24 protein-coding genes are annotated in these 20,728 nt (G+C 66.0%); 8 read left to right on the top strand and 16 right to left on the bottom strand.

Annotated elements, in window-relative coordinates; translation table 11 throughout:
* Positions 1-20: 20 nt before the first annotated feature.
* Positions 21-2,777, top strand: coding sequence for a DUF4062 domain-containing protein (locus tag V6S67_RS10260; protein ID WP_334210160.1), 2,757 nt, complete (start codon positions 21-23; stop codon positions 2,775-2,777).
* Positions 2,774-3,670, top strand: a complete 897-nt coding sequence (locus tag V6S67_RS10255; protein ID WP_334210159.1) for a hypothetical protein — start codon at positions 2,774-2,776, stop codon at positions 3,668-3,670. The genes V6S67_RS10260 and V6S67_RS10255 overlap by 4 nt, the downstream gene beginning before the upstream one ends.
* Before the next feature lie 48 nt (positions 3,671-3,718).
* Here V6S67_RS10255 and V6S67_RS10250 read toward each other — a convergent pair whose 3' ends face one another.
* The 7 genes from V6S67_RS10250 to V6S67_RS10220 all read right to left on the bottom strand — a co-directional run bounded on the left by V6S67_RS10250 (position 3,719) and on the right by V6S67_RS10220 (position 7,266).
* A complete protein-coding gene (locus V6S67_RS10250; RefSeq protein ID WP_334210158.1) occupies positions 3,719-4,384 on the bottom strand; it encodes an MBL fold metallo-hydrolase in 666 nt (221 codons plus the stop codon).
* A gap of 172 nt (positions 4,385-4,556) precedes the next feature.
* Positions 4,557-4,730, bottom strand: coding sequence for a CsbD family protein (locus V6S67_RS10245; RefSeq protein ID WP_334210157.1), 174 nt, complete (start codon positions 4,728-4,730; stop codon positions 4,557-4,559).
* A gap of 71 nt (positions 4,731-4,801) precedes the next feature.
* Positions 4,802-5,419 (bottom strand): alkaline shock response membrane anchor protein AmaP, encoded by a 618-nt coding sequence (gene amaP, locus V6S67_RS10240; protein ID WP_334210156.1) that lies wholly within the window; start codon positions 5,417-5,419, stop codon positions 4,802-4,804.
* 14 nt (positions 5,420-5,433) lie between these two features.
* Positions 5,434-5,967, bottom strand: a complete 534-nt coding sequence (locus V6S67_RS10235) for a DUF6286 domain-containing protein (protein WP_334210155.1) — start codon at positions 5,965-5,967, stop codon at positions 5,434-5,436.
* The gene (locus V6S67_RS10230; RefSeq protein WP_334210154.1) at positions 5,964-6,428 is read right to left on the bottom strand and encodes an Asp23/Gls24 family envelope stress response protein; all 465 of its coding nucleotides are present in this window, start codon (positions 6,426-6,428) and stop codon (positions 5,964-5,966) included. The genes V6S67_RS10235 and V6S67_RS10230 overlap by 4 nt, the downstream gene beginning before the upstream one ends.
* Positions 6,429-6,432: 4 nt before the next feature.
* Positions 6,433-6,615, bottom strand: coding sequence for a hypothetical protein (locus V6S67_RS10225; protein WP_334210153.1), 183 nt, complete (start codon positions 6,613-6,615; stop codon positions 6,433-6,435).
* A gap of 111 nt (positions 6,616-6,726) precedes the next feature.
* A complete protein-coding gene (locus V6S67_RS10220) occupies positions 6,727-7,266 on the bottom strand; it encodes an Asp23/Gls24 family envelope stress response protein (RefSeq protein WP_334210152.1) in 540 nt (179 codons plus the stop codon).
* A gap of 243 nt (positions 7,267-7,509) precedes the next feature.
* Between V6S67_RS10220 and V6S67_RS10215 the strand changes: the two genes are divergently transcribed.
* Genes V6S67_RS10215 through V6S67_RS10205 form a run of 3 tightly spaced genes read left to right on the top strand, consistent with a single transcriptional unit; the run spans position 7,510 to position 9,333 of the window.
* Positions 7,510-8,373 (top strand): RNA polymerase sigma factor, encoded by an 864-nt coding sequence (locus V6S67_RS10215; RefSeq protein WP_334210151.1) that lies wholly within the window; start codon positions 7,510-7,512, stop codon positions 8,371-8,373.
* Positions 8,364-8,951 (top strand): Asp23/Gls24 family envelope stress response protein, encoded by a 588-nt coding sequence (locus V6S67_RS10210; protein WP_334210150.1) that lies wholly within the window; start codon positions 8,364-8,366, stop codon positions 8,949-8,951. The genes V6S67_RS10215 and V6S67_RS10210 overlap by 10 nt, the downstream gene beginning before the upstream one ends.
* Positions 8,941-9,333, top strand: coding sequence for a hypothetical protein (locus tag V6S67_RS10205; RefSeq protein ID WP_334210149.1), 393 nt, complete (start codon positions 8,941-8,943; stop codon positions 9,331-9,333). The genes V6S67_RS10210 and V6S67_RS10205 overlap by 11 nt, the downstream gene beginning before the upstream one ends.
* Positions 9,334-9,460: 127 nt before the next feature.
* On the opposite strand, the gene V6S67_RS10200 is transcribed toward V6S67_RS10205, so the two are convergent.
* Together V6S67_RS10200 and V6S67_RS10195 are read right to left on the bottom strand one after the other, a co-directional pair.
* The gene (locus V6S67_RS10200; RefSeq protein ID WP_334210148.1) at positions 9,461-9,919 is read right to left on the bottom strand and encodes a BLUF domain-containing protein; all 459 of its coding nucleotides are present in this window, start codon (positions 9,917-9,919) and stop codon (positions 9,461-9,463) included.
* Positions 9,920-9,928: 9 nt separating this feature from the next.
* Complete coding sequence (locus V6S67_RS10195) at positions 9,929-10,735, bottom strand: TetR/AcrR family transcriptional regulator (RefSeq protein ID WP_334210147.1); 807 nt, start codon at positions 10,733-10,735, stop codon at positions 9,929-9,931.
* A gap of 17 nt (positions 10,736-10,752) precedes the next feature.
* Here V6S67_RS10195 and V6S67_RS10190 point away from each other — a divergent pair, with 17 nt between their 5' ends.
* The 3 genes from V6S67_RS10190 to V6S67_RS10180 all read left to right on the top strand — a co-directional run bounded on the left by V6S67_RS10190 (position 10,753) and on the right by V6S67_RS10180 (position 12,449).
* Complete coding sequence (locus V6S67_RS10190; RefSeq protein ID WP_334210146.1) at positions 10,753-10,956, top strand: hypothetical protein; 204 nt, start codon at positions 10,753-10,755, stop codon at positions 10,954-10,956.
* Entirely contained in the window at positions 10,953-11,816 is an 864-nt protein-coding gene (locus V6S67_RS10185; protein WP_334210145.1) for an NmrA family NAD(P)-binding protein, read from the top strand. Before V6S67_RS10190 ends, V6S67_RS10185 begins: the two co-directional genes overlap by 4 nt.
* A 237-nt stretch (positions 11,817-12,053) precedes the next feature.
* Positions 12,054-12,449, top strand: a complete 396-nt coding sequence (locus V6S67_RS10180) for a hypothetical protein (protein ID WP_334210144.1) — start codon at positions 12,054-12,056, stop codon at positions 12,447-12,449.
* Between the two features lie 472 nt (positions 12,450-12,921).
* On the opposite strand, the gene V6S67_RS10175 is transcribed toward V6S67_RS10180, so the two are convergent.
* The 7 genes from V6S67_RS10175 to V6S67_RS10150 form a co-directional block, all read right to left on the bottom strand.
* The gene (locus tag V6S67_RS10175; RefSeq protein WP_334210143.1) at positions 12,922-14,022 is read right to left on the bottom strand and encodes a PLP-dependent cysteine synthase family protein; all 1,101 of its coding nucleotides are present in this window, start codon (positions 14,020-14,022) and stop codon (positions 12,922-12,924) included.
* A gap of 165 nt (positions 14,023-14,187) precedes the next feature.
* On the bottom strand, positions 14,188-15,150 hold the full coding sequence (locus tag V6S67_RS10170) for an aldo/keto reductase (protein WP_334210142.1): 963 nt from the start codon (positions 15,148-15,150) through the stop codon (positions 14,188-14,190).
* A 141-nt stretch (positions 15,151-15,291) separates the two neighbouring features.
* Complete coding sequence (locus tag V6S67_RS19975; RefSeq protein WP_442884767.1) at positions 15,292-15,810, bottom strand: SDR family NAD(P)-dependent oxidoreductase; 519 nt, start codon at positions 15,808-15,810, stop codon at positions 15,292-15,294.
* Positions 15,752-16,681, bottom strand: a complete 930-nt coding sequence (locus V6S67_RS10165) for an SDR family oxidoreductase (protein WP_334210141.1) — start codon at positions 16,679-16,681, stop codon at positions 15,752-15,754. The genes V6S67_RS19975 and V6S67_RS10165 overlap by 59 nt, the downstream gene beginning before the upstream one ends.
* A gap of 131 nt (positions 16,682-16,812) precedes the next feature.
* Positions 16,813-17,652, bottom strand: coding sequence for a helix-turn-helix transcriptional regulator (locus V6S67_RS10160; RefSeq protein WP_334210140.1), 840 nt, complete (start codon positions 17,650-17,652; stop codon positions 16,813-16,815).
* Positions 17,653-17,886: 234 nt separating this feature from the next.
* Positions 17,887-19,290 (bottom strand): ferredoxin reductase, encoded by a 1,404-nt coding sequence (locus V6S67_RS10155; protein ID WP_334210139.1) that lies wholly within the window; start codon positions 19,288-19,290, stop codon positions 17,887-17,889.
* Positions 19,287-20,591, bottom strand: a complete 1,305-nt coding sequence (locus tag V6S67_RS10150; RefSeq protein WP_334210138.1) for an aromatic ring-hydroxylating oxygenase subunit alpha — start codon at positions 20,589-20,591, stop codon at positions 19,287-19,289. The genes V6S67_RS10155 and V6S67_RS10150 overlap by 4 nt, the downstream gene beginning before the upstream one ends.
* Between the last annotated feature and the right edge of the window lie 137 nt (positions 20,592-20,728).

Here is a 20,728-nt window from a genome sequence, read left to right as displayed (position 1 = left end):
TGCTCCCACCTGCAGGTGCGATGAGCGTCCCGGCCCGCCCCGACGTGGGGTCCGGGGTCCACCGCGGCCCGGTCTTCATCCGGACCCCCGACCAGCTTCTCCGGGTGTTCGTGAGTTCGACCCTTCGTGAGCTCGCGGAGGAGCGCAAGGCCGTCCGTACCGCCGTCGAGCGGATGAGGCTTGCTCCGGTGATGTTCGAGCTCGGCGCCCGCCCACACCCCCCGAGAGACCTCTACCGCGCCTACCTCCACCGCAGTGAGATCTTCCTCGGCCTGTACTGGCAGCGCTACGGCTGGATAGCGCCCGACGAGACCGTGTCGGGGCTCGAGGACGAATACAACCTTGCGCCGCCGACGATGCCCCGGCTCATCTACATCAAGGACACGGGAGAGGCACCGGAACCGCGCCTGGTCGCCCTGCTTCAGCGCATCAAGAACGACGACCGGGCGTCGTACAAGACGTTCGAGACCGTCGACGAGCTTCGCGAACTCGTCGAGGCAGACCTCGCCACTCTCCTCGCGGACCGCTTCGACGCGGCCGGCGCGGGACTTGCCTCGCTCGGAGACGCATCCCCCGATGGCGGGTTGGCCGGCGACGGCCGGCACGCCGACGGCCGGGAGCCGGCATCCATACCAGTGCCGACACCGCTCACCGCCCTGATCGGCCGGGAGAAGGAACTGGACGCGATCACCGCCCTCCTCACCCACGAGCGGGCTCGCCTGGTCACCCTCACCGGACCCGGTGGTATCGGAAAGAGTCGCCTCGCGATCGAACTCGGACGATCGATGAGGGAAGCCTTCCCCGACGGGGTGACCTTCGTGCCCCTGGCAGCCGTCACAGATCCGGCTCTGGTTCCCACAGCGATCGCCGGAGCGCTCGGGGTTCGGGACACGGGAGCGGAATCGCTCATGGACACACTGGTGACGGCCCTCCAGAACCGCACCTCGCTCATCATCGCGGACAACTTCGAGCAGGTGATGGGCGCGACGCCGACGCTCACCGCCCTCCTGTCCGCGGTTCCCGGGCTCTCGTTCCTCGTCACCAGCAGAGCCGTGCTGCGGGTACTCGGCGAGCACACGATCAGGATCGGTCCCCTTCACCTACCGGTCGAGGCACGTCTCAGTCCTGCCGCTGCGCTGGAATCACCCTCGGTACAGCTGTTCGTGCAACGAGCACGATCGGTGAAACCCGACTTCGAGGTGACCGCTGAGAACGTCGCCGCCGTCACAGGTGTGTGCCGCCACCTCGAAGGGGTGCCCCTCGCCCTCGAACTGGCTGCAGCGAGCATCCGCCTCCTTCCGCCGGCCGCCCTGTTGGAGCGCCTTCGCCAGCATCGGCCGCTCGTGGCCGCGGCCAGAGACCTACCGACCAGACAACGCACCATCCAGGACACGATCGAATGGAGCGTGAAACTTCTCACCGACCAGGAAGCGGCACTGCTCTCCCGACTCGGCGTGTTCTCCGGCGGCTTCTCCCTCGATGCTGCAGAGGCGATCGCCGGCGACGGCATCGACGTGCTGGAGAATCTCGGGACCCTCGTCGACTCGAGCCTGATCCAGCAGCAGGATCGGGGCGACGATGCCCACTTCACCATGCTCGTCTCGGTGCAGGAGTTCGCTCGGCGAGCGCTCGCGGACGCCGGACTCCTCGAGGTCATCCGCGAGACCCACGCGCGCTACTACACCGATCGCAGCGCCGTGCTGGAAGGTCGACTGAAGGGGCGGCACCAGGGAGAGACGGTTCTCGCACTGATCGACGAACAGGACAACCTGCGTGCGGCCGTGGAGTTCCTCATCGAGCGTCGGGAGTGGGACCGACTCGCGACGCTGGCATGGCGTTACTACGTGTACTGGTGGGTCGGTGGTCTACTCGGTGAGATACGCGGCTGGATGGAAGACCTCCTCGACTCCGACGACGTCGTCACCGAACGCAGCAGAGCCATCGCCCTGTACCTGACTCGCGCCATCACCTTCTGGCAGGAGCCGCATGAGTGGGTGGTTCCAGGGCTCACCGAGAGCGCGGAGCTCTTCCACGCGTCGCGGGACCCGTCCGGAGAAGCCCTTGCCCGGACATCGATCGCCCTCGCCCACCTCGCCGGCTCCACACCGGATACCGATCGTGCCGATGACGAACTGGAGAACGCGCTGACGCTCTTCAGGTCCGTCGACGACGTCTGGGGAGAGACACTCGCCCTGGTGACCCTCGGCCGGGTGGCGATGCTCGAGGGCAAGGTGCAGCGGGCGCTCAACAGGTTCGAGGAGAGCCTCACCCTGGCCCACCGCCAGGAGGACACCCTCAGCGAGACCATCGCGGAGCATCACCTCGGCTGGGCCTTCCTGATGCTCGGCGACGTAGACCGGGCATCGACCCAATTCGAGCAGAGCCTCACCGCGTCATCACTCACCGCCCACGCAGAGGGAATCGCCTACGGACTGGAAGGACTCGTCGCCATCGCAGCCACCACGGGCGCGATCGACACAGCGGGTCTTCTTCTCGGGGCGGCGGAGGCGTTGAGGGAGCGAACAGGGCTCTACAACGCGCCGACGTTCTCCTTCCACCAGCAGATGATCGCTCCGATCCTCGCGAGCGAGGCCGCAGCGGCCTTCTCCCACGCGCGTCGGGAGGGCCGAGGGCTCACCGCATCCGCCGCGGCCGCCATCGCCCTCGACCCCGGCAACCACGGGATCGATGTCGCCACACCCGGCGGGACCGTCGCCACTGCCACAGTTTCCACGAAGGCCCACTCGACGCCGACGCTTCCCGGAACGCCTGAATGACCGCCCTCGGTCCGGAGCGCGGTCGGAGCTCACGTCCGCGTCCTGCTGGTCGGAACAGCGCCGCGTCGACCTACACGCGGGTCCTCGCCGTCGCGATCCTTCCTTTCCTGATGGTTGCGACCGTGCTGCTCTATCTGCTACCCCGCGATACCGACAGCCTGTTCGCCTGGACCATCGATCCGCCCATGACGGCGATGTTTCTTGCGAGCGCATATCTCGGTGGTATCTGGTTCTTCAGTGCCGCCGCTCGACCGGGCAATTGGCGGGCGGTGAGACGCGGGATGCCGGCGGTATTCGTCTTCGCATCGCTCCTTCTCGTCGCGACCCTTCTGCATCTGGACAGGTTCCACGCCGGACACATCTCGTTCGTCACCTGGCTCGTGCTCTACCTGACGACCCCAGCGCTCGTGCTCCTCGCGATGGTCCTCAATCGCGGAGCAGATGATGGTTCTGATGCCCCGCTCGAGTACCACCTCGGACTGCCCGTCCGGATCGTCCTCGCCCTGGTCGGGCTGGTCGCTCTGGTCGTCGGAGTGACCCTGTTCGTCAATCCTCAGCTGTTTCTGTCCAGCTGGCCCTGGACGCTGACGCCGCTGACCGCCCGAGTGGTCGGAGCAGCTCTGACCCTCCCGGGGGTCGTCAACCTCGCCCTGCTGGTCGATCCTCGATGGAGTGCGTTCCGTACCGTCTTCCAGGCTCAACTCTTCAGTCTTGTCTTCATCATCGGTGCCCTCATCCTGAGCCGAGGTGATTTCGATCAAGGAAGCCCGGGTGCGATCGCCTTCCAGAGCGGCATCGCCGTATCGGTCGTCGCGTACGCGGCGCTCTACGCCTACTGCGAGCGACGCCGGCAACCTCCGATCCGCGTAGTCCAGAACACAGAACGGGCCTGAAGGGGATTCCCCTGGATATCCGAGGTCGAGCCGGTGCGAGTTCAGTCCTCAGCGGTTTCCGCCGGCTTCGATTCGGGTGATGATCGCGTCGATGCGGTCGCGTTTCTCCGACTGGTCTTTCACGACTCCGATGGGGGCGCCGTCGTCGGTGGCGCCCCAGGGGATGAGCACGTCGAAATCGAGGTTGCGGACGAGGGCGAGACTGTCGAGGTAGTCGCTGCGCCCTGCGGGGCTGAGGAGCACGGCCTTCCACTCGCCGTTCTCGATCCAGATGAAGTCACCGGTGAAGAGGAAGCGGCGCGTCCCGTTGTCCCACAGGTAGGAGGTCGTTCCTGGGGTGTGGCCGGGGGTGGGGATGACGTCGAGGTCGTCATCGATCATGGTCCGCCCGTTGAACGTGCCGGCGATGTCCAGGGCCCCGGTGCCCCCGGAGTGGTCCTTCTCGTGGATCCAGATGGGTACGTCGAGCGCGGGTGGCCCGTACATCGATTCGTGGCTGTGGTTCACCAGGAGGCGGGTGGGTTCGCCGAGCGCTCGTATGTCGGATGCCGCGTCGCTGATCCCGGGGGAGTTGTAGATGATCACGCTGCCGTGGGGGCGTTCGAGGATGTAGGAGCGCAGCAGTACGTTGTGCTGGTAGGGAAGTCGGGCTGTCGGGGTGGCATGCAACCCCTCGAAGGGTGATTCCAGTGTTGTGTGCTGTGCGGGCGTCATGAGTTTCTCCCATGGTGAGCAACGATCTCGAGCACGCTGATGGAGGCGACGCTAGGACCTGAACGCGGGTTGAGGTCAAGGCGCGCGTTCCATGAGGTCGAGGACTGCGGGGAATCGTTGCTCCGCGCGGGGGCCACCAGCCGTGGTGTGGCTGGTGGCCCCCGACGCAGGACTACTTCTTGAACGCGTCCTTCACGTTCTCCCCGGCGCCTTTCATGTCGGCCTTGGCCTGGTCGGCGTGGCCTTCGGAGCGGAGGCGTTCGTTGTCGGTGGCCTCACCGACGCCCTCCTTGACCTTGCCGGTCACCTTCTCCGCCGCGTTCTTGATCTTGTCGTCCAGTCCCATGGGGTTCTCCTCTGTCGTGTCGTGCTCTTTGATGACCGGCACGCTGGTCGCGGCCGGGGTTCGTGATGCCCTCAGGCGCGAAGCGGTACGGCTTCGAGGGTGACTGTGCCGTCTTTCTTCGAGTCGGCGCGGACGTCGACTCCGATGGCCAGGGCTGCTGGTTCCTGGCCGAGGGTCTCTTGCAGGTCGTGCCTGATGCGCTCCTCGACGTCCCGGACGACACGCGGGATGTCCGCGTGGCAGGTGGTGATGACACGGATGGTGATGTCCGGGGTCCGGGAGGACCCGCGGACCACGGCTTTCGCGCCGGTCACGTCGTCGAGCTCCTCGACACGGCTGCTGATCGCGTCCTCGAGCAGGGTGGGTCTCAGGACGGTCAGTCCTCTCCCGTCGGGGTCCTCTAGCTTCAGCGTGGAAGCTCCGCGCTTGCGAGGTACCTGCGCCAGAAGCCACAGGACGGCGAGGAGCCCCAGGATGGTGCCGACGGCGGTGAGGACGCCGGCGAGTACCGGGTCGTCACCTGCGAGCAGGAGGACGGGCTGGTCCTGTCCCGGCGCGCGCAGTCCGTAGAGGGCGGCGCCGTCGAGCACGCCGAGGCCGATGCCCGTCGCCATCGCCCCGCCGCCGAGGAGGATGATGCCGATGATCGTGAGCCAGACGCGGTTGAGACGTCCTGCGGTGTAGCGCATGGTGGTTCCTCGTCCTAGGTCCTGTAGGTGCTGACATTCACGGACACCCGGGGTGGGTGTGCGAGATCCAGGGATTCGATCCGCTGCTGGAGCGTGCGGGTGACGGTTGCCTTCAGTTCTCCGCGCTCGAGCAGGTACGTCGCGACGCGGATCTCGGCCCTGCGGGTCGACACCGCCGTCCTGGCGGAATCGACGCCGTCGATCGTCTGCGCGACGTCGGTCAGGAAGGTCTCGAGCCCTCTGTTCCTCAGCGCGGCCCGAGCTGCACCTCCATGGTTGATCAGGTAGGCGTCGTATCGGCCCGGAACCAGGGCCATGAGGATCAGCAACAGGCCGGCCACTGCGGTGAGCATCGCCGCGACGAGTACCGCCTGGTCCGACCAGGGCGCCGCGCTCGCGGCCGTGGCTGCGCCGAGCAGGCGGGTGTCTCCGGCGAGGGCGGCGATGCCGGCCCAGACCGCTGATGATGCTGCGCCGAGGAGCAGGGCCGCGCAGATGATCGCCGGGATGCTCCGGGCCGGGCGCCTGCGGATCGTGGTGCTGCTCATTGCAGGCTCCTGGCGGTTCGGTGGGATCCCGTGGTGAGGGCCTTGATGGTGATGTCGATCCGGCGTACCCGGAGGCCGGTGACGCGCTCGAGTGTGCTGGTCACGTGCCGGCGGATGTCCGCCGACCGCGCCGCGACGTCCGCCGGGAAGTCCAGAGCGATGTCGAGGAACACTGTGACACCTGTGCCGCTGAGGTTCACCGAGGCGCGGGGGCGCTGCCCGGTCCCTGCGTGCCGTCCGACGCCCAGGACCCCGCCGCCGAATCCCCCGACGAACGGGAGCTCGGACGCGCCCTGCGCCGCGACCTTTTCGACGACCTTCTCGCTCATCGTGAGCGTGCCTCGGCCGCGCACTGCCGGCGGTTCCTGCCGGGCTGCCGGGCCCGTCCCGGCTGCTGCTGCGTGATCTGGGCGGGAGGATGCCTCATGCCTGACGCCGCTCGTGGGCGTGATGATGGCCATGGGGCTAGCTCCGGCGGCTGCGCGAGCCGGCGAGGTCCTGCAGGTCGAGCTTGCCGTCGAGTGAACGCCCCACCAGCAGGCCGGCCGTTGCGAAGACGAGGACCCCCAGGAACTCGGGGAACCCCCCGAAGATCGCGACGAGGCCGAGGAGGAGCCCGACGAACAGGCCGATAGTGCTACGTGACATGACAGTCCTAAGAGATGGTGCGGATAGGGGGAGTGCCGGGCCGGGGCTCTTCGGGAAGGTCTTCCAAGAAGGGTGGAGCCCCGGACCGGCGACAGGGAGTGCGGCGAGTGGCTACTCGAGTTCCTTGCCGGTCGACGACGTCTTGGACCCGTTCGAGGAAGTGTCTGCATCGTCGTCCGTGGGCAGGTGCACGTCGGAGACGGTCACGTTGACCTCGAGGACCTCGAGGCCCGTCGCACGCTCCACGGCGCTGATGATGTTCCTGCGGATGTTGTTGCTGACATCCACGATCGACGCCCCGTACTCGACGACGACGGTGACATCGATGGCGGTCTGCTTCTCGCCCTTCTCGATGCTGACCCCGCCGGAGGCATTGGTCTGGGATCCGGGGATACGCTCGGCGAGCTGGTCGAAGGCGCGGCGAGCAGCATTGCCCATGGCGTACACGCCCGGGACCTCACGAGCCGAGATGCCCGCGATCTTCTGCACCACGGTGTCTGCGATCGACGTGTTGCCCTGATCGGTCTGCAGGGGACTCGCGGCCTGGTACTTCGGGGCCTCGCGCACCTGCTCCGCCTGGCGCTTCTGCTCCTCACCCGTGGTGGGGACTGCCGCTACCCGGCGTGCTGCTGTGCTCTGATCGTCTGCCATCTGGATCTATGTCCTCTGTGTGGGGGGATTGTTGCGTACACAGGTAAAGACGCCGCGGATCCAGATTCGTCACGCCGATGGCTCAGGTTTCTTTCCGTGATTCTTCGGCCGCCTCGGACCGGAACCGGCAGGCCTACCGGTACCGGTCCGAAGGAGTCCTGCGTGGTCGCTTATGCTTTCGATGTCGATGCGCGCCCTGGCGGACCGTGCCGACCACCACACTGCGGGAAGGAGGCACGCCGGATGGAACCCACCCACGACGATGCGGGCGTGCCGGTGCCCGCGGGGACCCACGACCCTGGTGGACCGGGTTCCGGCCGGTCCTTCGACGCCCTGATCGACGATGCTGCGCCGACGGAGATGATCGGGCTCAGTTCCGGGACACGGGTGGAACCGCCGCCGTCCGCGCCGGGCGGAAGCGATGCAGCGACGCCGCAGGGGACGCCCGTGTCGGCGGCAGCGCCGTCGTTCGATCAGGTGGAGGTGCCACTGGACACGCTGGACGAATCGACGATCGTCTCCCGGGCGCAGGACGGCGACCTCGACGCGTTCGAGTGGCTGGTTTCCGCCTATCAGGGCGGGGTGTTCCGGCTGGCGTTCAGGATGCTGGGCGATCATGCCGAGGCCGAGGACATCGTGCAGGAGACCTTCATCGCCGCCTGGCGGAACCTGCCGACGCTCTCCGCTCCTCAGGCTTTCATCCCCTGGTTGTACCAGTCCGCTACGAACAAATGCTTCGACCTGCTCCGCGGCCGCCAGCGCCGGCCGGTCGATCCCATCCCCTTCGACGATGAGGGCGGATCGGAAGGATCGACGGACGCCGCGCTTCGTGACGGTGGGTCCGGACGCCGGATGCTCACCGCACGCGGATCGAGGAACGCCCAGGATCCGGCGCTCCACCACGAGACCGAGGCCCAGATGCAGGCGCTCGCCGACCTGCTGCAGACCGTCCCTGCCGGTTCGAGAGCCTGCTGGCTACTGCGGGATGTCCACGAATTCTCGTACGCTGAGATAGCAGTGATCGTGCAACTACCCGAAAGTACTGTGCGCGGACGCATTGCGCGGGCCCGACGGCTCCTCGCGGAAGGGATGCAACCATGGCGTTGAATGAGGATCAACCGCGTCTGGGGTGCGGTCGGATCATCGACGACGTGTGGGCATCCATCGACCAGCCCCCCACTCTCCACGAACAGGGGTGCCCCGACTGCCGGAGTGCACGCCTCGCGCTCCACCACCTGGCAGAGGTCACAGGATCGCTGCGCGACCGCGATCGCGACGACCCTGCCCTGCAGCCCGGCGTCCGGGTCAAGGAGGCGATCATGATGGTCGCCCGAGCCGAGATCCGGCGGAGTCGACGCACACCACTGGCCACCACGCCGCTGGGCACCATCGACATCAGCGAACAGGCGCTGAGCGGGCTCATCCGGTTCGCGGCGTCCACCCTGCCCGGGGTCCGCGCGCGCCGCTGCGTCATCACCAGTGCACAGACGACCCCTCGACCCGCGACCGCGGCAGTGGACGCCGAGGACGTGCGCATCACCCTCACCGTGGCCGTCTCCGCGCAGGTGAGGATTCCCGAGACCATGGAGCTGGTCCGCGAACGGGTCGGCATGATCGTGCGGACACAGACGTCCATCACCATGCAGCAGATCGACATCGTTGTGGAGGACCTCTATGACGTCTGATCAGTCCTTCCAGGCGCCGGTCACGGATCTCGGCATCCTTGCTGACACGCTGAGCGCCGCCCTCGCTGCACACCCCGGGGTCGTGCGCCTCGAACCGACCGTGCGCAGCGTCGTCAACCGCTGGAAACCCGCAGCCATCGATCAGTTGCATCAGAATCTGCGGCCCGATGCCCAGCCTCCGAGCGTGGCCCGCGATGGACTGATCCTGTCGCTGACGGACATGGTCCTGAGCGTGCAGGTCGATCTCGCCACTGATATCAGCAGATCCGCCCTTGAGCTCGCACACGAAGCACAAGCCCTCGCGGCAGACCTCATTCGGGCCACGGGGCTGACCGTCGGGGACATCGATGTCACTATCCTCGCCATCGAAAGAGCCCCCTGACCATAGCTACCCGGGAACCGTAGGGGACCAGGATGTGATCTTCCGCCGAGGCGAGGGCTACTCACTGCTGCCCCCGGGTGAGCCCGAACCACGGCCTGATTCGACGTGCAGCTTCAGGCAGGGATCCTCAGAGCAGTGGGATGGAGCGGTCCTGGAACCAGTGGATGAGCGCACGGGCCGTCCGGATCGTGTCAGCCAGGTCCTCGCTCCGGCTGACGCCGGCCATGTCGTCGAATGATCTCCCATAGCCCGGGATGTCAGCTGCCATGGCCGTCGTGATGGGCTCGTAAGCCATGGTCCAGTCGGGGAACTGGCGTTGCATGCTCCGGTCCTCGACGAGGACCCGCACATCCGTATGGCGGGCGTCCGATTCGATCATGCGGAAGCGGTCCCGTACACCCGCCTCAGGGCCCTCGAGCACCTGGAGGAAGCGACCCTGCCGGTACAGCAGCAGCCCGGTGACATCGACGCGGGCATTGTTCCGCCGGCTCGTCGTCAGCAGGGCGGCGAGATCCGTATCGCTCAATGGATGGTTTGCCGTACTCGAATACACGATCGAGAAGGTCTGATCTGCGGATGTGGCCATGGCGCGAGCCTAACCGACGCACATCCCCGCGCGTCCCTGACCGTCGCCACCGCCGCCCCGCTTCTGCCGCTCCTCGGCCTCGCCGGCCTCATCTCCACCGGGTCGTCGGTTCATCGTGATGACGCGGTCGAGCCACTCGGTGAGGAGGTACTGTTCCGCCGGGCTGAGCATGTCGAGCTGCGGTGCCGCAGCGCGCAGGGCCACCGCGACCGAAGCGTCGTCCGCGGGGGCGGTGGCGTCGGTGAGGATCTGTTTTAGAACTGCGTGGAGCATCACCTCGGGCAGGTCAGGGTCGCGGTCGGCGACGGGTGTTGCGAGCAGTGTGGTGATGACGCCGACCCCTGCGGCGTGGATCAGGGCGACCGCGCGCTGCTCCCCGACCCTCAGTCGCCCGGTCATGGCGATTCGGTGAACCCGGGCCCGCAGGACGTCCTGGCCGGCTTCAGCGGCGGGTGAGCGAGCTGCCCGTGTGGGGTCACTCAGGAGGTGGAAGAGGGCGGGATTGCTCAACCCGAATTCCATGTAGGAGGCCCATCCGGCCCGCAGGTCAGCAAGAGGGTCGACGCCGTCCGAGCTCGCAGCGGCCACCACGCCTGCCTTCGCGGCGACCTGGGTCGCCATCACGTGCTCGGCGATAGCTTCCATGAGGCCGTCTTTGTCCCCGAAGAGTCGGTAGATGGCAGGTGCTTGGACTCCAGCCGCCTCTGCGACCCCACGGGTGGTCACTGCTGCGGACCCGTGTTCCTGCAACAGGCCAGCGGCGACCTCGACGATCCTTGCCCTGGTGTCGTCGCGGCGTCTGGTCGTCCCGGTCATGTTCCAACGATATCGCAATGTTGTTATCGTTATGTTTTCGTGGTTATCTCTATGATGATACCACCGATACCACCGATACCACCGATACCACCGATACCACCGATACCACCGATACCACCGATACCACCGATACCACCGATACCACCGATACCACCGATACCACCGATACCACCGATACCACCGAACCACCGATACCACTGACCTCGAGGAGACCTTCATGATCGTCATCACCGGAGCGACCGGCACGCTCAACGGCACCACCGTAGACCACCTGCTCACGCGTGTCCCCGCCAGCGAGATCGTCGTCGTAGCACGCGACATCACGAAGGCGCAGCGCTTTGCCGACGCAGGGGTGCAGGTCCGCCCCGGGGATTACGCGAGCCCCGCGGGCCTCCCGGCCGCCTTCGCGGGCGCCGACCAGTTACTGCTCGTCTCGTCGAGCGACCCGAAGGCTGACGCCGTCGCGCTCCATCGCAACGCGATCGAGGCGGCAGTCGAGGTCGGCGTCGGCCGCGTCCTGTACACCAGCCACCAGGGCGCAGCGCCGAACACGCCGTTCGCCCCGGGCCGCGACCACTATGCCACCGAGCAGATCCTCGCGGACTCGGGCCTTGCCTGGACCTCCCTGCGAAACGGCTTCTACGCCCACAGCCTGAACCAGATCGCCGGTCCCTGGCGGGACACCGGACGCATCAGCGTTCCTGCCGACGGCCCCGTGTCGTGGACTGCCCGGGAGGATGCTGCGGAAGCTGCGGCGGTCGTCATGACCTCCGGTCGTACCTTTGACGGTCCGACGACCCTGACGGCGCCCGCGGCGGTCAGCTTCGGAGAGATCGCCGCGATCGCCTCCGAGCTCAGCGGCCGCGACATCGAATTCGAGGTGCTCGACCCGGACGAGTGGCTCGCTGCCATGGTTACGGCAGGCCAGGCCAAGTTCATGGCGCGCTTCATCCTGGGCATGTACCAGGCGGCGCAGGAGGGTTTCTTCAGTGGGGTCGACCCGCTCCTGGGCGACCTGCTGGATCGGGCCCCTCGCTCGGCGCAGGATGCGCTCATGGCGGCGCCCGCTTACCACCACTGACGGCACCGCATCTGAAGAACACCCGGGCCGGCGCCAGGACGGCGGCTACCGCTTACATCGCGCGAGCGCTTCGCACAATACTCCTGTCAATCCGGCGGTCCATTCTCATAGGTATCGTCCTGATGCGCCCTCTGTCCCTGCGGCGCTGGTCAGCAGAACGAGCAGCCCACCCAGATCCTGTGAAAACCCGGTCGTCACATCTGAACACTTGGTAATGCTGCGTGTGTCGTCGGGTGAATGGACCTTGCGGTAGCACAGGTGTTGGCGGACGCGCCTGCTTCGCTGCCTCCTCTCGAGATGGTGATGCATGGACTCGCTGCAATTGCTGCGGGCCCCCTGGCGCAGTGGAAGAGCGACATCCAGGCACGACGTGCGACCATCTCTCGGGATTCGGCACTGCGGGAGCGTGAACTGCTGAAGAACGCAGTACTTGCTGACGTGATCGCCCGAGCGCTCGTCGGCTATCCGGTGGAGCCGAAGGATGCGCAACTTCTCGCGGCATACGCTGTGCTCATCTTCGACAGCGCACTAGGGGAGTGGCTGGACAGCGAGCACGACATCATGCTTGTGCGCGTACTGAAGAGAACGCAGGAGCGGCTTCGATCGCTGACGGCCTTGCCGTCGCAGCTTTGAACACGACGTGGGCACGACGCCGCGTCACGACGGCGCGCCCTACAATCCCTGAAGACCCGTTCCTTCCGGCAGGCCGGATCAGACATCACGGAGGAACCGGTCTGCTCAGATGCAGCTCGAGTCATGGCCAGTGGTTCCTCGCGTGGGCGCGCCAGGCGCCGCCGCGAAGAGGGTCACGCTCCAGTTCGTGAATGCTGCTGCACTGTCTGCAGCGGCAAAGATGACATCACGCTGGGCGCTGGTAGCCCCTAGATGGATGACCCGCGGAACGAGGCGAATGAGTGTTGGGCTGTCACCGACGTTCTGGTGCCACTTCTACGCTCCTGGAAGCCGGAGTTCGTCGTGAGGGAGCTGAAGTGCCCTGGGCGGTGTGCAGGTCCGCCACGCGCTCGAGGTGAGCCTTACCCGTATCCGTCGATTGATACGCACGTTGCTCTCTATCACTGCGTCTGGCAGCTCGATCGATTGAATCTCAGTCAGTCGGGTCCAGCGTCCCTTCGGGCCAGACGCCGGTCTCGAAGAAGTCGTGAAGAGTCGAGAGTGCAGGGGACGGGTCCAGGCCTTTGCGCATCAGCCAGTCGTGGTCGTTGTACGTGGCCGCGTAACGGTCGCCGGAGTCACACATGAGCGAGACGATGCTTCCCGAACGGCCGTCGGCGATGAGATCCGCGACAAGCTGCCATACGCCCCAAAGATTGGTTCCCGTCGAGGGTCCCGCGTGCAGCCCGGTGAGTGTCCGAAGGTGCTGCGCGGCGGCGACCGATGCGGCATCCGGTACCCGGATCATCACATCGATGACGGACGGCACGAAGCTCGGTTCCGGGCGCGGCCGGCCGATGCCCTCTATGCGGGAGGAGCGACCGGTCGGGGTTGAGCCCGGATGAGCCCATGCCGGATAGAACGCCGAGTGTTCGGGGTCGACGACGGCGAGGCGCGTCGGGTGACGGTGATAGCGGAGGTAACGGCCGATCGTCGCGCTCGTCCCTCCAGTCCCGGCCCCCACCACGATCCAGGTGGGCAGCGGATGAGGCTCGAGAGCGAGCTGTCCGAAAATGGACTCCGCGATGTTGTTGTTGCCGCGCCAGTCGGTAGCTCGCTCGGCGAAGGTGAACTGGTCCATGTAGTGGCCTCCGGTCTCCCGCGCCACCGCCTCGGCAGAGGCGTAGACGTCTGAGGCGTGCTCGACGAACCGGCACTTCCCGCCGTACTGCTCGATCAGTGCGATCTTCTCCGGGCTCGTGGTCGCCGTCATCACGGCGATGAACGGCAGACCCAGCAACTGGGCGAAGTACGCCTCGGACACCGCTGTCGAGCCACTGGATGCCTCCACGATCGTGGTCCCCTCCGTGATCCAGCCGTTGACCAAACCGAAAAGGAAGAGGGATCGGGCCAGCCTGTGTTTGAGGCTGCCGGTCCGGTGGGTGGACTCGTCCTTCAGATACACCTGCACGCCCCAGTGTTCGGGAAGCGGTACCGCGAAGAGGTGCGTGTCCGCCGAGCGGTTGCCTTCCGCCTCGATGCGCCGAACGGCTTCGTCGGACCACGATCTGTCGGCGGTGGTGAGTCTAGGCACTGCGCCAGCCTACAAGCCCGTCTCAAGGGGCCTCGAGAGCGGAGCCGGCTCGGGATGACAATGTCTCATCGGTTCGAGCAGCAGAAATGTCATCGAATCACAGGAGCACAGGTGAAGGAGCGGAACCCGATGTGGGTTCCGCTCCTCTTCTGTACCTGCACCCTGTTACTGCCAATTCGGGCTCATGTCCTCGGGGTAGCGGGATCCGAACCCTCCGGTGGGGAGGATCTCCTTGATGCGGGTGAGGTCGGCTGCGGTGAGAGTGAGGTCCGCTGCTCCGACGTTCTCTTCGACGCGCTGTGGGCTGCGGGTGCCGGGGATGGGGACGATGTGTTCTCCTTGCGCGAGGAGCCAGGCGAGGGCGAGCTGTGCAACAGTGGCGTCCTTGGAGGCTGCGAGTTCGGTCAGCCGGCGGGTGGCCTCGACGTTCTTCTCGAAGTGGCCGGGCTGCCAGCGGGCGTCCCAGCTGCGCATGTCGGCTTCCTCGTATTCGGAAGCCGGCTTGGCGGTCCCGGTGAGGAACCCGCGGCCGAGGGGCGAGTAGGGAACGAAGCCGATACCGAGCTCGTGCAAGGTCGGGAACAGCACTTCGACTTCACGCTCGAAGAGGGAGTACTCGGTCTGAAGAACCGAGACGGGCTGGACGGCATGGGCGCGGCGCATAGTTTCCGGTCCGGCTTCACTGAGACCGAAGTACGTGACCTTTCCGGCGTCGATGAGTTCCTTCACGGTTCCGGCGACGTCCTCGATGGGGACGCCGGGGTCCACCCGGTGCTGGTAGAGGACGTCGATGTGGTCCATCCCGAGGTAGCGGAGGCTGTTGTCGACGACCTCGCGGATGTGCTCCGGCCGGCTGTCGAACCCGAACTCTCTGGTGAAGCCGAACTTCGTCGCGATGACGACATCGTCGCGGAAGTTCTTCACCGCGTGGCCAACGACCTTCTCGTTCTCCCCCCAGCCGTACAGCTCGGCGGTATCGAAGAAGGTGACGCCCAGATCGTAGGCACGCTGAATCGCAGAGGCACCACCCTCGGCGTCGGCCGCTCCATAGGCCATTGAAATTCCCATCGAGCCGTAACCGATGGCGGACGTGGTCAGGCCCTGAGTGCCCAGTGTGCGTGTCTGCATGAGGTCTCCTGTGGTGGATAGTGCCAGTGGGTACAACACGGTTTGTCGAAAGATGTAGTTCGGATCACCGCCACGAGCGACTACGGGAAGCGGAGTCACACCCTGGTCCGTCGGGATGATGGACGTCGCTTGCGTACTCAGTCATTGGCGCGTGGTGATTGGATCACCAGGGAAGGCCTGTTCCGTTCCACGTAGTGCAGGTGTTGGTTGGTCCATCAGGGCCGAGGCGAGCCACTCGTACGATCTCACGAGCGGCTTCCTCGACGGTTTCTGTTCCTTGGAAGGCGACCAGGGCTGATATACCGCCAAAGGGCCGAATACATTGACTTCCCACACTGCTCGTACTTCTTCCAGAGGGACCCCGCTGGCTGTGGGTGATGCTCGGAGTTCTTCGAAGCTCTGGATATCAGTGCGGGTACCGGAGACGGCGGCGTTGTTGATGAGAAGATCCAGTCGGCCGGCTTCCAAGCGGATCTGTTCGGCCGCTGCGCTGATGGAGGCGGCATCCGTCACGTCGAGGTGAACGGCAATCGCCCCTTCTCCTATATTGCTGGCAGCCTTCTTCCCACGCCGGCTGACTTCTCGATGACCGGCATCTGCGTCAGTGGTTCGCTCGCGCGCCGACGATCTGCTCGGACACCTCCCAGATGCGGCGAGCATCGTCCATGTCGCGCAGGGGTGCCCAGAAATCCTGCAGGGTCGGCGGTCCACCGGCGGTGCGCTTGGGCCCGAAGAACTGGTCTCCTCCGTATTCAGGGTCGGTGGCCGCCATGAGTGCGGGTAGTGCTGCGCTGTCCGGGGTCCCGGCGAGACCGATCCGGGAGAGGAAGCCGATGAGACGGCGCGCCGGGGGCGTCCTGTCGCGGCCCAGGGCGGGTTGTGCTGCGAGCAGGTTGGTCGGGGAGATGCCGGGATGTGAGAGGTTGCTGCTGATGCCCCATCCGTTGGCGCGGCTCCGTGCATCGAGTTCGCGCGCGAAGAGGCCCACGGCGATCTTGGACCCGGTGTACGCCTTCATGACGTCGTAGCCCTGCTCATGGTTCAGGTCGTCCCAGTTCATCGAGCCCTTCCGGGCGGCCACGCTGGTCTGGTGGGTGATCCGGGCGTGGCCTTCGCGCAGGAGCGGCAGCAGGCCCAGGGTGAGGGCGAAGTGGCCGAGGTGGTTCGTGCCCCACTGCAGTTCGAACCCATCACGGGTCTCCTGCCGTGCGGGTGGTTGCATGACGCCGGCGTTGTTGATCAGGATGTTGATCGGACGGCCCTCCGACGAGAGCGTGGCCGCCAGGGATGTGACGGATTCCAGCGATGACAGATCCAGGGACCGGGTACTGACCCTGGCGCCGTCGACGGCGGCGCGGATCCGCTGCGCTGCCGCGTCGCCTTTGGCCTGGTTGCGGACGGGCATGATGACCTCCGCGCCGGCTCCGGCCAGCCGTGTCGCGATGACGGTGCCGATCCCGTCGCTCGCTCCGGTGACGACGGCGAGTGTCCCGGTCAGGTCGGGGATGGTGAGGTCGTGGGTGCGGGCCATGAGGAGTTCCTTCGGTCGGAGGATCAGGGGTGCCGGTATCGGCGCCTGATCTCATGGTTCACCGGTTGCTCATGCGCAGCTAGGACCTGTCGAGCCACGGTTTGCCAGACAGTGGCTGAGGGTGCCGGCGGTCAGGAGGGGATGCTCTGCGTGCCGATGACCGCCAGCAGTTGCAGTTTCTCATGGCTGTCGCTGCCTGGTACGGCTGTGTAGACGAGGAGGCGGTGGGACTGGTCCGGATCGAGCAGGGTCTGGCAGTTCAGATCCAGGCGGCCGACTGCCGGGTGCAGGAAGCGTTTGACCTCGGGTGGCTGCACGCCGACTTCCTGGGTGTCCCAGACGCGGCGGAAGTCCGCGTTGTCCTGGAGGCTCGCGGCCAGTTCGGCTGCCCGCGAGCCCGGCCCGCGCAGGGCCACGAGCTGTCGCAGGCCCGAGGCGTAGACGCGCGACAGCCGTTCGCGTTCCTCGACGGGGTACGCTTCCCTGGCTGCGGGGTCGGTGAACCACCGGTATCCGATGCTCCGACCGGGACCCGTGCGCTGTGATGCATCACCGAAGAGAGCCAGACCGAGCGGTGTCTGCCGGAGGGTGTCCCCGACCTCGGTGATGATCTCCGCTGGAGTGTCGGTGAGCCGGTCGAGGATCCGCAGCAGTCCCGGACTCACGAACTCGCTGTCGGTGCCACGCGGAGGTGGGGTATGCCCGGCGAGGCGGAAGAGATGGTCACGCTCGCCCAGGGTCAGGTGCAGCCCCTGGGCGATGGCGGCCATCATCTGCTCGGAGGGGTGGGGGCCGGTGCCGCGTTCGAGGCGGGCGTAGTAATCGCTGGACATGTGGCACAGCCCTGCCACCTCCTCCCTCCGCAGTCCGCTGGTCCGCCGCCGCTGGCCCCGCATCAGGCCCACGTCTTCCGGCTGGAGCGATTCACGCCGATGACGCAGGAACGAGCCCAGAGCCTCACGATCGATCATGCTGTGCCTCCTTCATGGTTGGACCCCCTGTCTACCGTGTGCACCCTCAGGTATCCACGGCTCGTCAGACCACCCCTGAGCGCAGGTCGATCGCCGAGCTTGTCAGGAACGACAGGGACGCGCTGCATACTCCCGGGCTATTGGTGGAAGCTATCCCGAGGCTGACTGAACTGCTTTCAAAAGCTCACGGAAGCGTAGGTTCCGGATCGTCCGGCACGCAGCAGCTGCGAATGGCTAGGCGTCGATCACCATGTCGGTCAGTGCAACCGAGCAGCAGGGCAAGAACTTGCCCGCCTCGATCTCCCGCGAGCGGATCCCGCCCTGGTGGTTCATCTCCACGTCCCCGGAGAGTTTGACGATCTTGCAGGACCCGCACATGCCCTCCTTGCAGTTCGCGCCGATCCTGACGCCTGCACGCTGGGCTGGCCCGAGGATGTGGTCGGTGGGGTCGACGCGCACATTGATGCCGGTCCGCAGGAAGGACAGGGTGAGGCTTCCCGTTCCGACCGTGTCGAAGCCCGAGACGTCGAGGGAACCGGTCTCGGCTCCCTCGTCCGGGCTACCGGGGGGCACTTCGGGACCGCGCGTGTCCGGGCCGCCTGCCTCCAGGGGAAGTCCCGTGGCCTCCAGGGTGCCCATGGCGTCATAGCCGGGTTCGTAGAGCCCGAAGGCGCTGGGCTGGCTTTCGTAGTAGTCCTCGGCGGAGTCGGCGATCTCCTCGGCGATTCCCTCGGCAAGCGCGACCTCTGCCTGGTATTCGAGGATCGTCTGGCGATTTCCTGTGAAGAATTCCATGTTGATCGAGGTGTCGTCGACGCCGACCTTCCGCAGGAGCTCGGCGGCGGTGTTCAGGTAACCCTCCGGCCCGCAGGTGTAGACCTGGCGGCCGTTGGCGTCGGGGGCGACCTCGTCGAGCATGGCCGCCGTCAACCTCCCGCTGAGCCATTCCCATTTTTCGGGTTTGCTGCGGTCGCCCAGGGCGTAGAAGACCTTGATGCGCGAGTCCACGGAGGCGATGTAGGCAAGTTCCTGGTGAAAGCCGAATCCCCCGGCCTCCGCACCGTGATAGAGCACGATGACGTCGGCCTGTCCGGGCAGGGAGTGGATCGTCCGCACCATGGACATGATGGGGGTGATGCCTGCGCCGGCGGCCAGCAAGAGGTAGCGTGCCCGGCGGTCGGCATCAGGCAGGTGAAATGCTCCGACCGGTCCGAGCATCTCGAGGACGGTGCCGGGCCGAAGGTTCTCGTGCACCCACGGGGAGACCAGTCCCCTAGGGTCGCGTTTGACCGTGATGTTGAAGGTCCACGGCTGGGTGGGCGAGCTGGACAACGAGTAACTGCGGTCCACCGCATCCTGGTCCTCGCCGTTCACGGGGAAGGCGATGTTCACGTACTGGCCCGCACGGAACGCGAGGGGCGCGCCGTCGCAGCGGCGGAACGCGAAGGTCATCATGCCGCCCACCTCGGGAAAGGTCTCCACACATTCCGCCTTGAACTCCTGCGGATGCCAGGGGCCCAATGCATGGGCGGCGCGGGCGGGTCCCTCGGTGCTGCCCATGACCCGATTCCACGGCATCTCAAGCCCGCGGATGCGCTGTGGCTCCTGAGTTGCCGTTCCTGTGCCGAGTTCGATCATGCCAAGTGGTCCTGCACGCGCTGCACGTACCAGTTGATGAACGCCTCGACCTGGTATTCGCTCTTCATGTAGGGGCCGGGCTCGTAGGCGGGGCTACCTGCGCCCCTCTGGCACAGTTCCACGAATGCCTTGTCCTGCAGATTTGTCTGCTTCCAGGTGTAGGTGAGCTTCTCCAGATCGTAGTCGACGTCTTCCACGGCGTCGTCAGCCACCAGCCAGGTGGTGCGTACCAGGGTCTGATGTTCGTTGACCGGGTAGACGGCGAACGTGATGACGTGGTCGGCCTGGAAGTGGAACCAGCTGTTGGGCTGCAGGTGCATCGAGCAGCGGCCGAGGCGGAAGTCCCGCAGGTCGCCGAGCAGCTTCTTCGAGAGCCGGTGCCCGTCGGGTGAGAACGATTCGCCGTCACCGTCGAGCGATTCCCGGGAGATGCGGATGCCCGCTACGCGCGTGTCGAGCTCCTCGACGACCTCGTAGGGGAGGCCGTAGCGGCGGCAACGCTCCTCGAGCGAGGACTGGGCTTCCTTGTTGCGGTCCCACACCTCCTCGAGGTGGGCCGGGATCAGCCCCTCCGTCAGGCCCCAGGTGGGAAAGAGGGAACAGGCGAGCTCCGGGTGACCGTCGCAGTGGTAGCACTCACGGTTGTTCTCCATGACGAGCTTCCAGTTGCCCTCCTCGATGATGTTCTGCTGGTAGGCGATCTTCGTCTTCGACAGATCGTGGGGTGCGAGGTAAGGCTCGAAAATCTTGGAGGTCTCGTCGAAATCCACCGGCGGTTCGTCGGCGATGCAGACGAAGATGAGTCCGGCGACCACGCGGCTGGACGCGCGCTTGAGGCCGAAGCAGCCCTTGTCGAACTTCGTCTCCCCGGGCGCCGAGGCGTGGATCAGATTGCCCTCGGGGGAGTAGGTCCACGAGTGGTAGCCGCAGACCAGGTTGCCCGTTGTCCCTGCGGGTTCGGTCAGGACGCGGGCGCCGCGGTGACGGCACACATTGTGCAAGACGTTCACGCCGCCGTCGTCATTGCGCAGCACGATCAGGGAGTAGGGCCCGTAGTCGACGGTGACGTAGTCGCCCGGCTCCGGTAGCTCGGCGATGCTGGCGGCGAAGATCCAGTGCTGCCCGAAGATGGCCTGCATGTCGATGCTGAAGATCGTCGGATCGGCATAGAAGGGGGCATCGAGGGAATATCCGATGCGCCGGAAATCGAACAACTCGTTGATCTCCGCCAGCTGCTCGGCAGGCAACGAGGAAACGAGTTTCCCCCGTGAGTTGAGGGGTGTGTTCACTGGAGCAGACATGGATTCCTCCCAAGAGGACCGGGTAACTGTGCGATTCGTGGGATCTACGGGTTCAGCGGTGCGGCCGGCGTCGCCGAAACATTGTTGGGATGAGGTTAGTCACAAGTGTTCTGCAATAAAAGCGCAAGATCCGGAAG

The organism is Arthrobacter sp. Soc17.1.1.1, from assembly GCF_036867195.1.
Taxonomy (GTDB): Bacteria; Actinomycetota; Actinomycetes; order Actinomycetales; family Micrococcaceae; genus Arthrobacter_D.
Note: the sequence above shows the minus strand (reverse complement) of the source record. Positions and strands in the feature narration are given on the sequence as shown.

Bases quoted from the DNA above. Each gene is read 5' to 3' on its own strand.
- V6S67_RS10155 (WP_334210139.1), bottom strand. From the start codon at position 19,290: ATGATCGAACTCGGCACAGGAACGGCAACTCAGGAGCCACAGCGCATC.
- V6S67_RS10250 (WP_334210158.1), bottom strand. From the start codon at position 4,384: ATGACGCCCGCACAGCACACAACACTGGAATCACCCTTCGAGGGGTTG.
- V6S67_RS10190 (WP_334210146.1), top strand. From the start codon at position 10,753: ATGTTGTTATCGTTATGTTTTCGTGGTTATCTCTATGATGATACCACC.
- V6S67_RS10170 (WP_334210142.1), bottom strand. From the start codon at position 15,150: ATGCAGACACGCACACTGGGCACTCAGGGCCTGACCACGTCCGCCATC.
- V6S67_RS10150 (WP_334210138.1), bottom strand. From the start codon at position 20,591: ATGTCTGCTCCAGTGAACACACCCCTCAACTCACGGGGGAAACTCGTT.
- V6S67_RS10260 (WP_334210160.1), top strand. From the start codon at position 21: ATGAGCGTCCCGGCCCGCCCCGACGTGGGGTCCGGGGTCCACCGCGGC.
- amaP (WP_334210156.1), bottom strand. From the start codon at position 5,419: ATGCGCTACACCGCAGGACGTCTCAACCGCGTCTGGCTCACGATCATC.
- V6S67_RS10245 (WP_334210157.1), bottom strand. From the start codon at position 4,730: ATGGGACTGGACGACAAGATCAAGAACGCGGCGGAGAAGGTGACCGGC.
- V6S67_RS10220 (WP_334210152.1), bottom strand. From the start codon at position 7,266: ATGGCAGACGATCAGAGCACAGCAGCACGCCGGGTAGCGGCAGTCCCC.
- V6S67_RS10185 (WP_334210145.1), top strand. From the start codon at position 10,953: ATGATCGTCATCACCGGAGCGACCGGCACGCTCAACGGCACCACCGTA.
- V6S67_RS10215 (WP_334210151.1), top strand. From the start codon at position 7,510: ATGGAACCCACCCACGACGATGCGGGCGTGCCGGTGCCCGCGGGGACC.
- V6S67_RS10225 (WP_334210153.1), bottom strand. From the start codon at position 6,615: ATGTCACGTAGCACTATCGGCCTGTTCGTCGGGCTCCTCCTCGGCCTC.
- V6S67_RS10205 (WP_334210149.1), top strand. From the start codon at position 8,941: ATGACGTCTGATCAGTCCTTCCAGGCGCCGGTCACGGATCTCGGCATC.
- V6S67_RS10200 (WP_334210148.1), bottom strand. From the start codon at position 9,919: ATGGCCACATCCGCAGATCAGACCTTCTCGATCGTGTATTCGAGTACG.
- V6S67_RS10255 (WP_334210159.1), top strand. From the start codon at position 2,774: ATGACCGCCCTCGGTCCGGAGCGCGGTCGGAGCTCACGTCCGCGTCCT.
- V6S67_RS10230 (WP_334210154.1), bottom strand. From the start codon at position 6,428: ATGGCCATCATCACGCCCACGAGCGGCGTCAGGCATGAGGCATCCTCC.
- V6S67_RS10210 (WP_334210150.1), top strand. From the start codon at position 8,364: ATGGCGTTGAATGAGGATCAACCGCGTCTGGGGTGCGGTCGGATCATC.
- V6S67_RS10160 (WP_334210140.1), bottom strand. From the start codon at position 17,652: ATGATCGATCGTGAGGCTCTGGGCTCGTTCCTGCGTCATCGGCGTGAA.
- V6S67_RS10165 (WP_334210141.1), bottom strand. From the start codon at position 16,681: ATGGCCCGCACCCACGACCTCACCATCCCCGACCTGACCGGGACACTC.
- V6S67_RS19975 (WP_442884767.1), bottom strand. From the start codon at position 15,810: ATGCTCGCCGCATCTGGGAGGTGTCCGAGCAGATCGTCGGCGCGCGAG.
- V6S67_RS10235 (WP_334210155.1), bottom strand. From the start codon at position 5,967: ATGAGCAGCACCACGATCCGCAGGCGCCCGGCCCGGAGCATCCCGGCG.
- V6S67_RS10180 (WP_334210144.1), top strand. From the start codon at position 12,054: ATGGACCTTGCGGTAGCACAGGTGTTGGCGGACGCGCCTGCTTCGCTG.
- V6S67_RS10195 (WP_334210147.1), bottom strand. From the start codon at position 10,735: ATGACCGGGACGACCAGACGCCGCGACGACACCAGGGCAAGGATCGTC.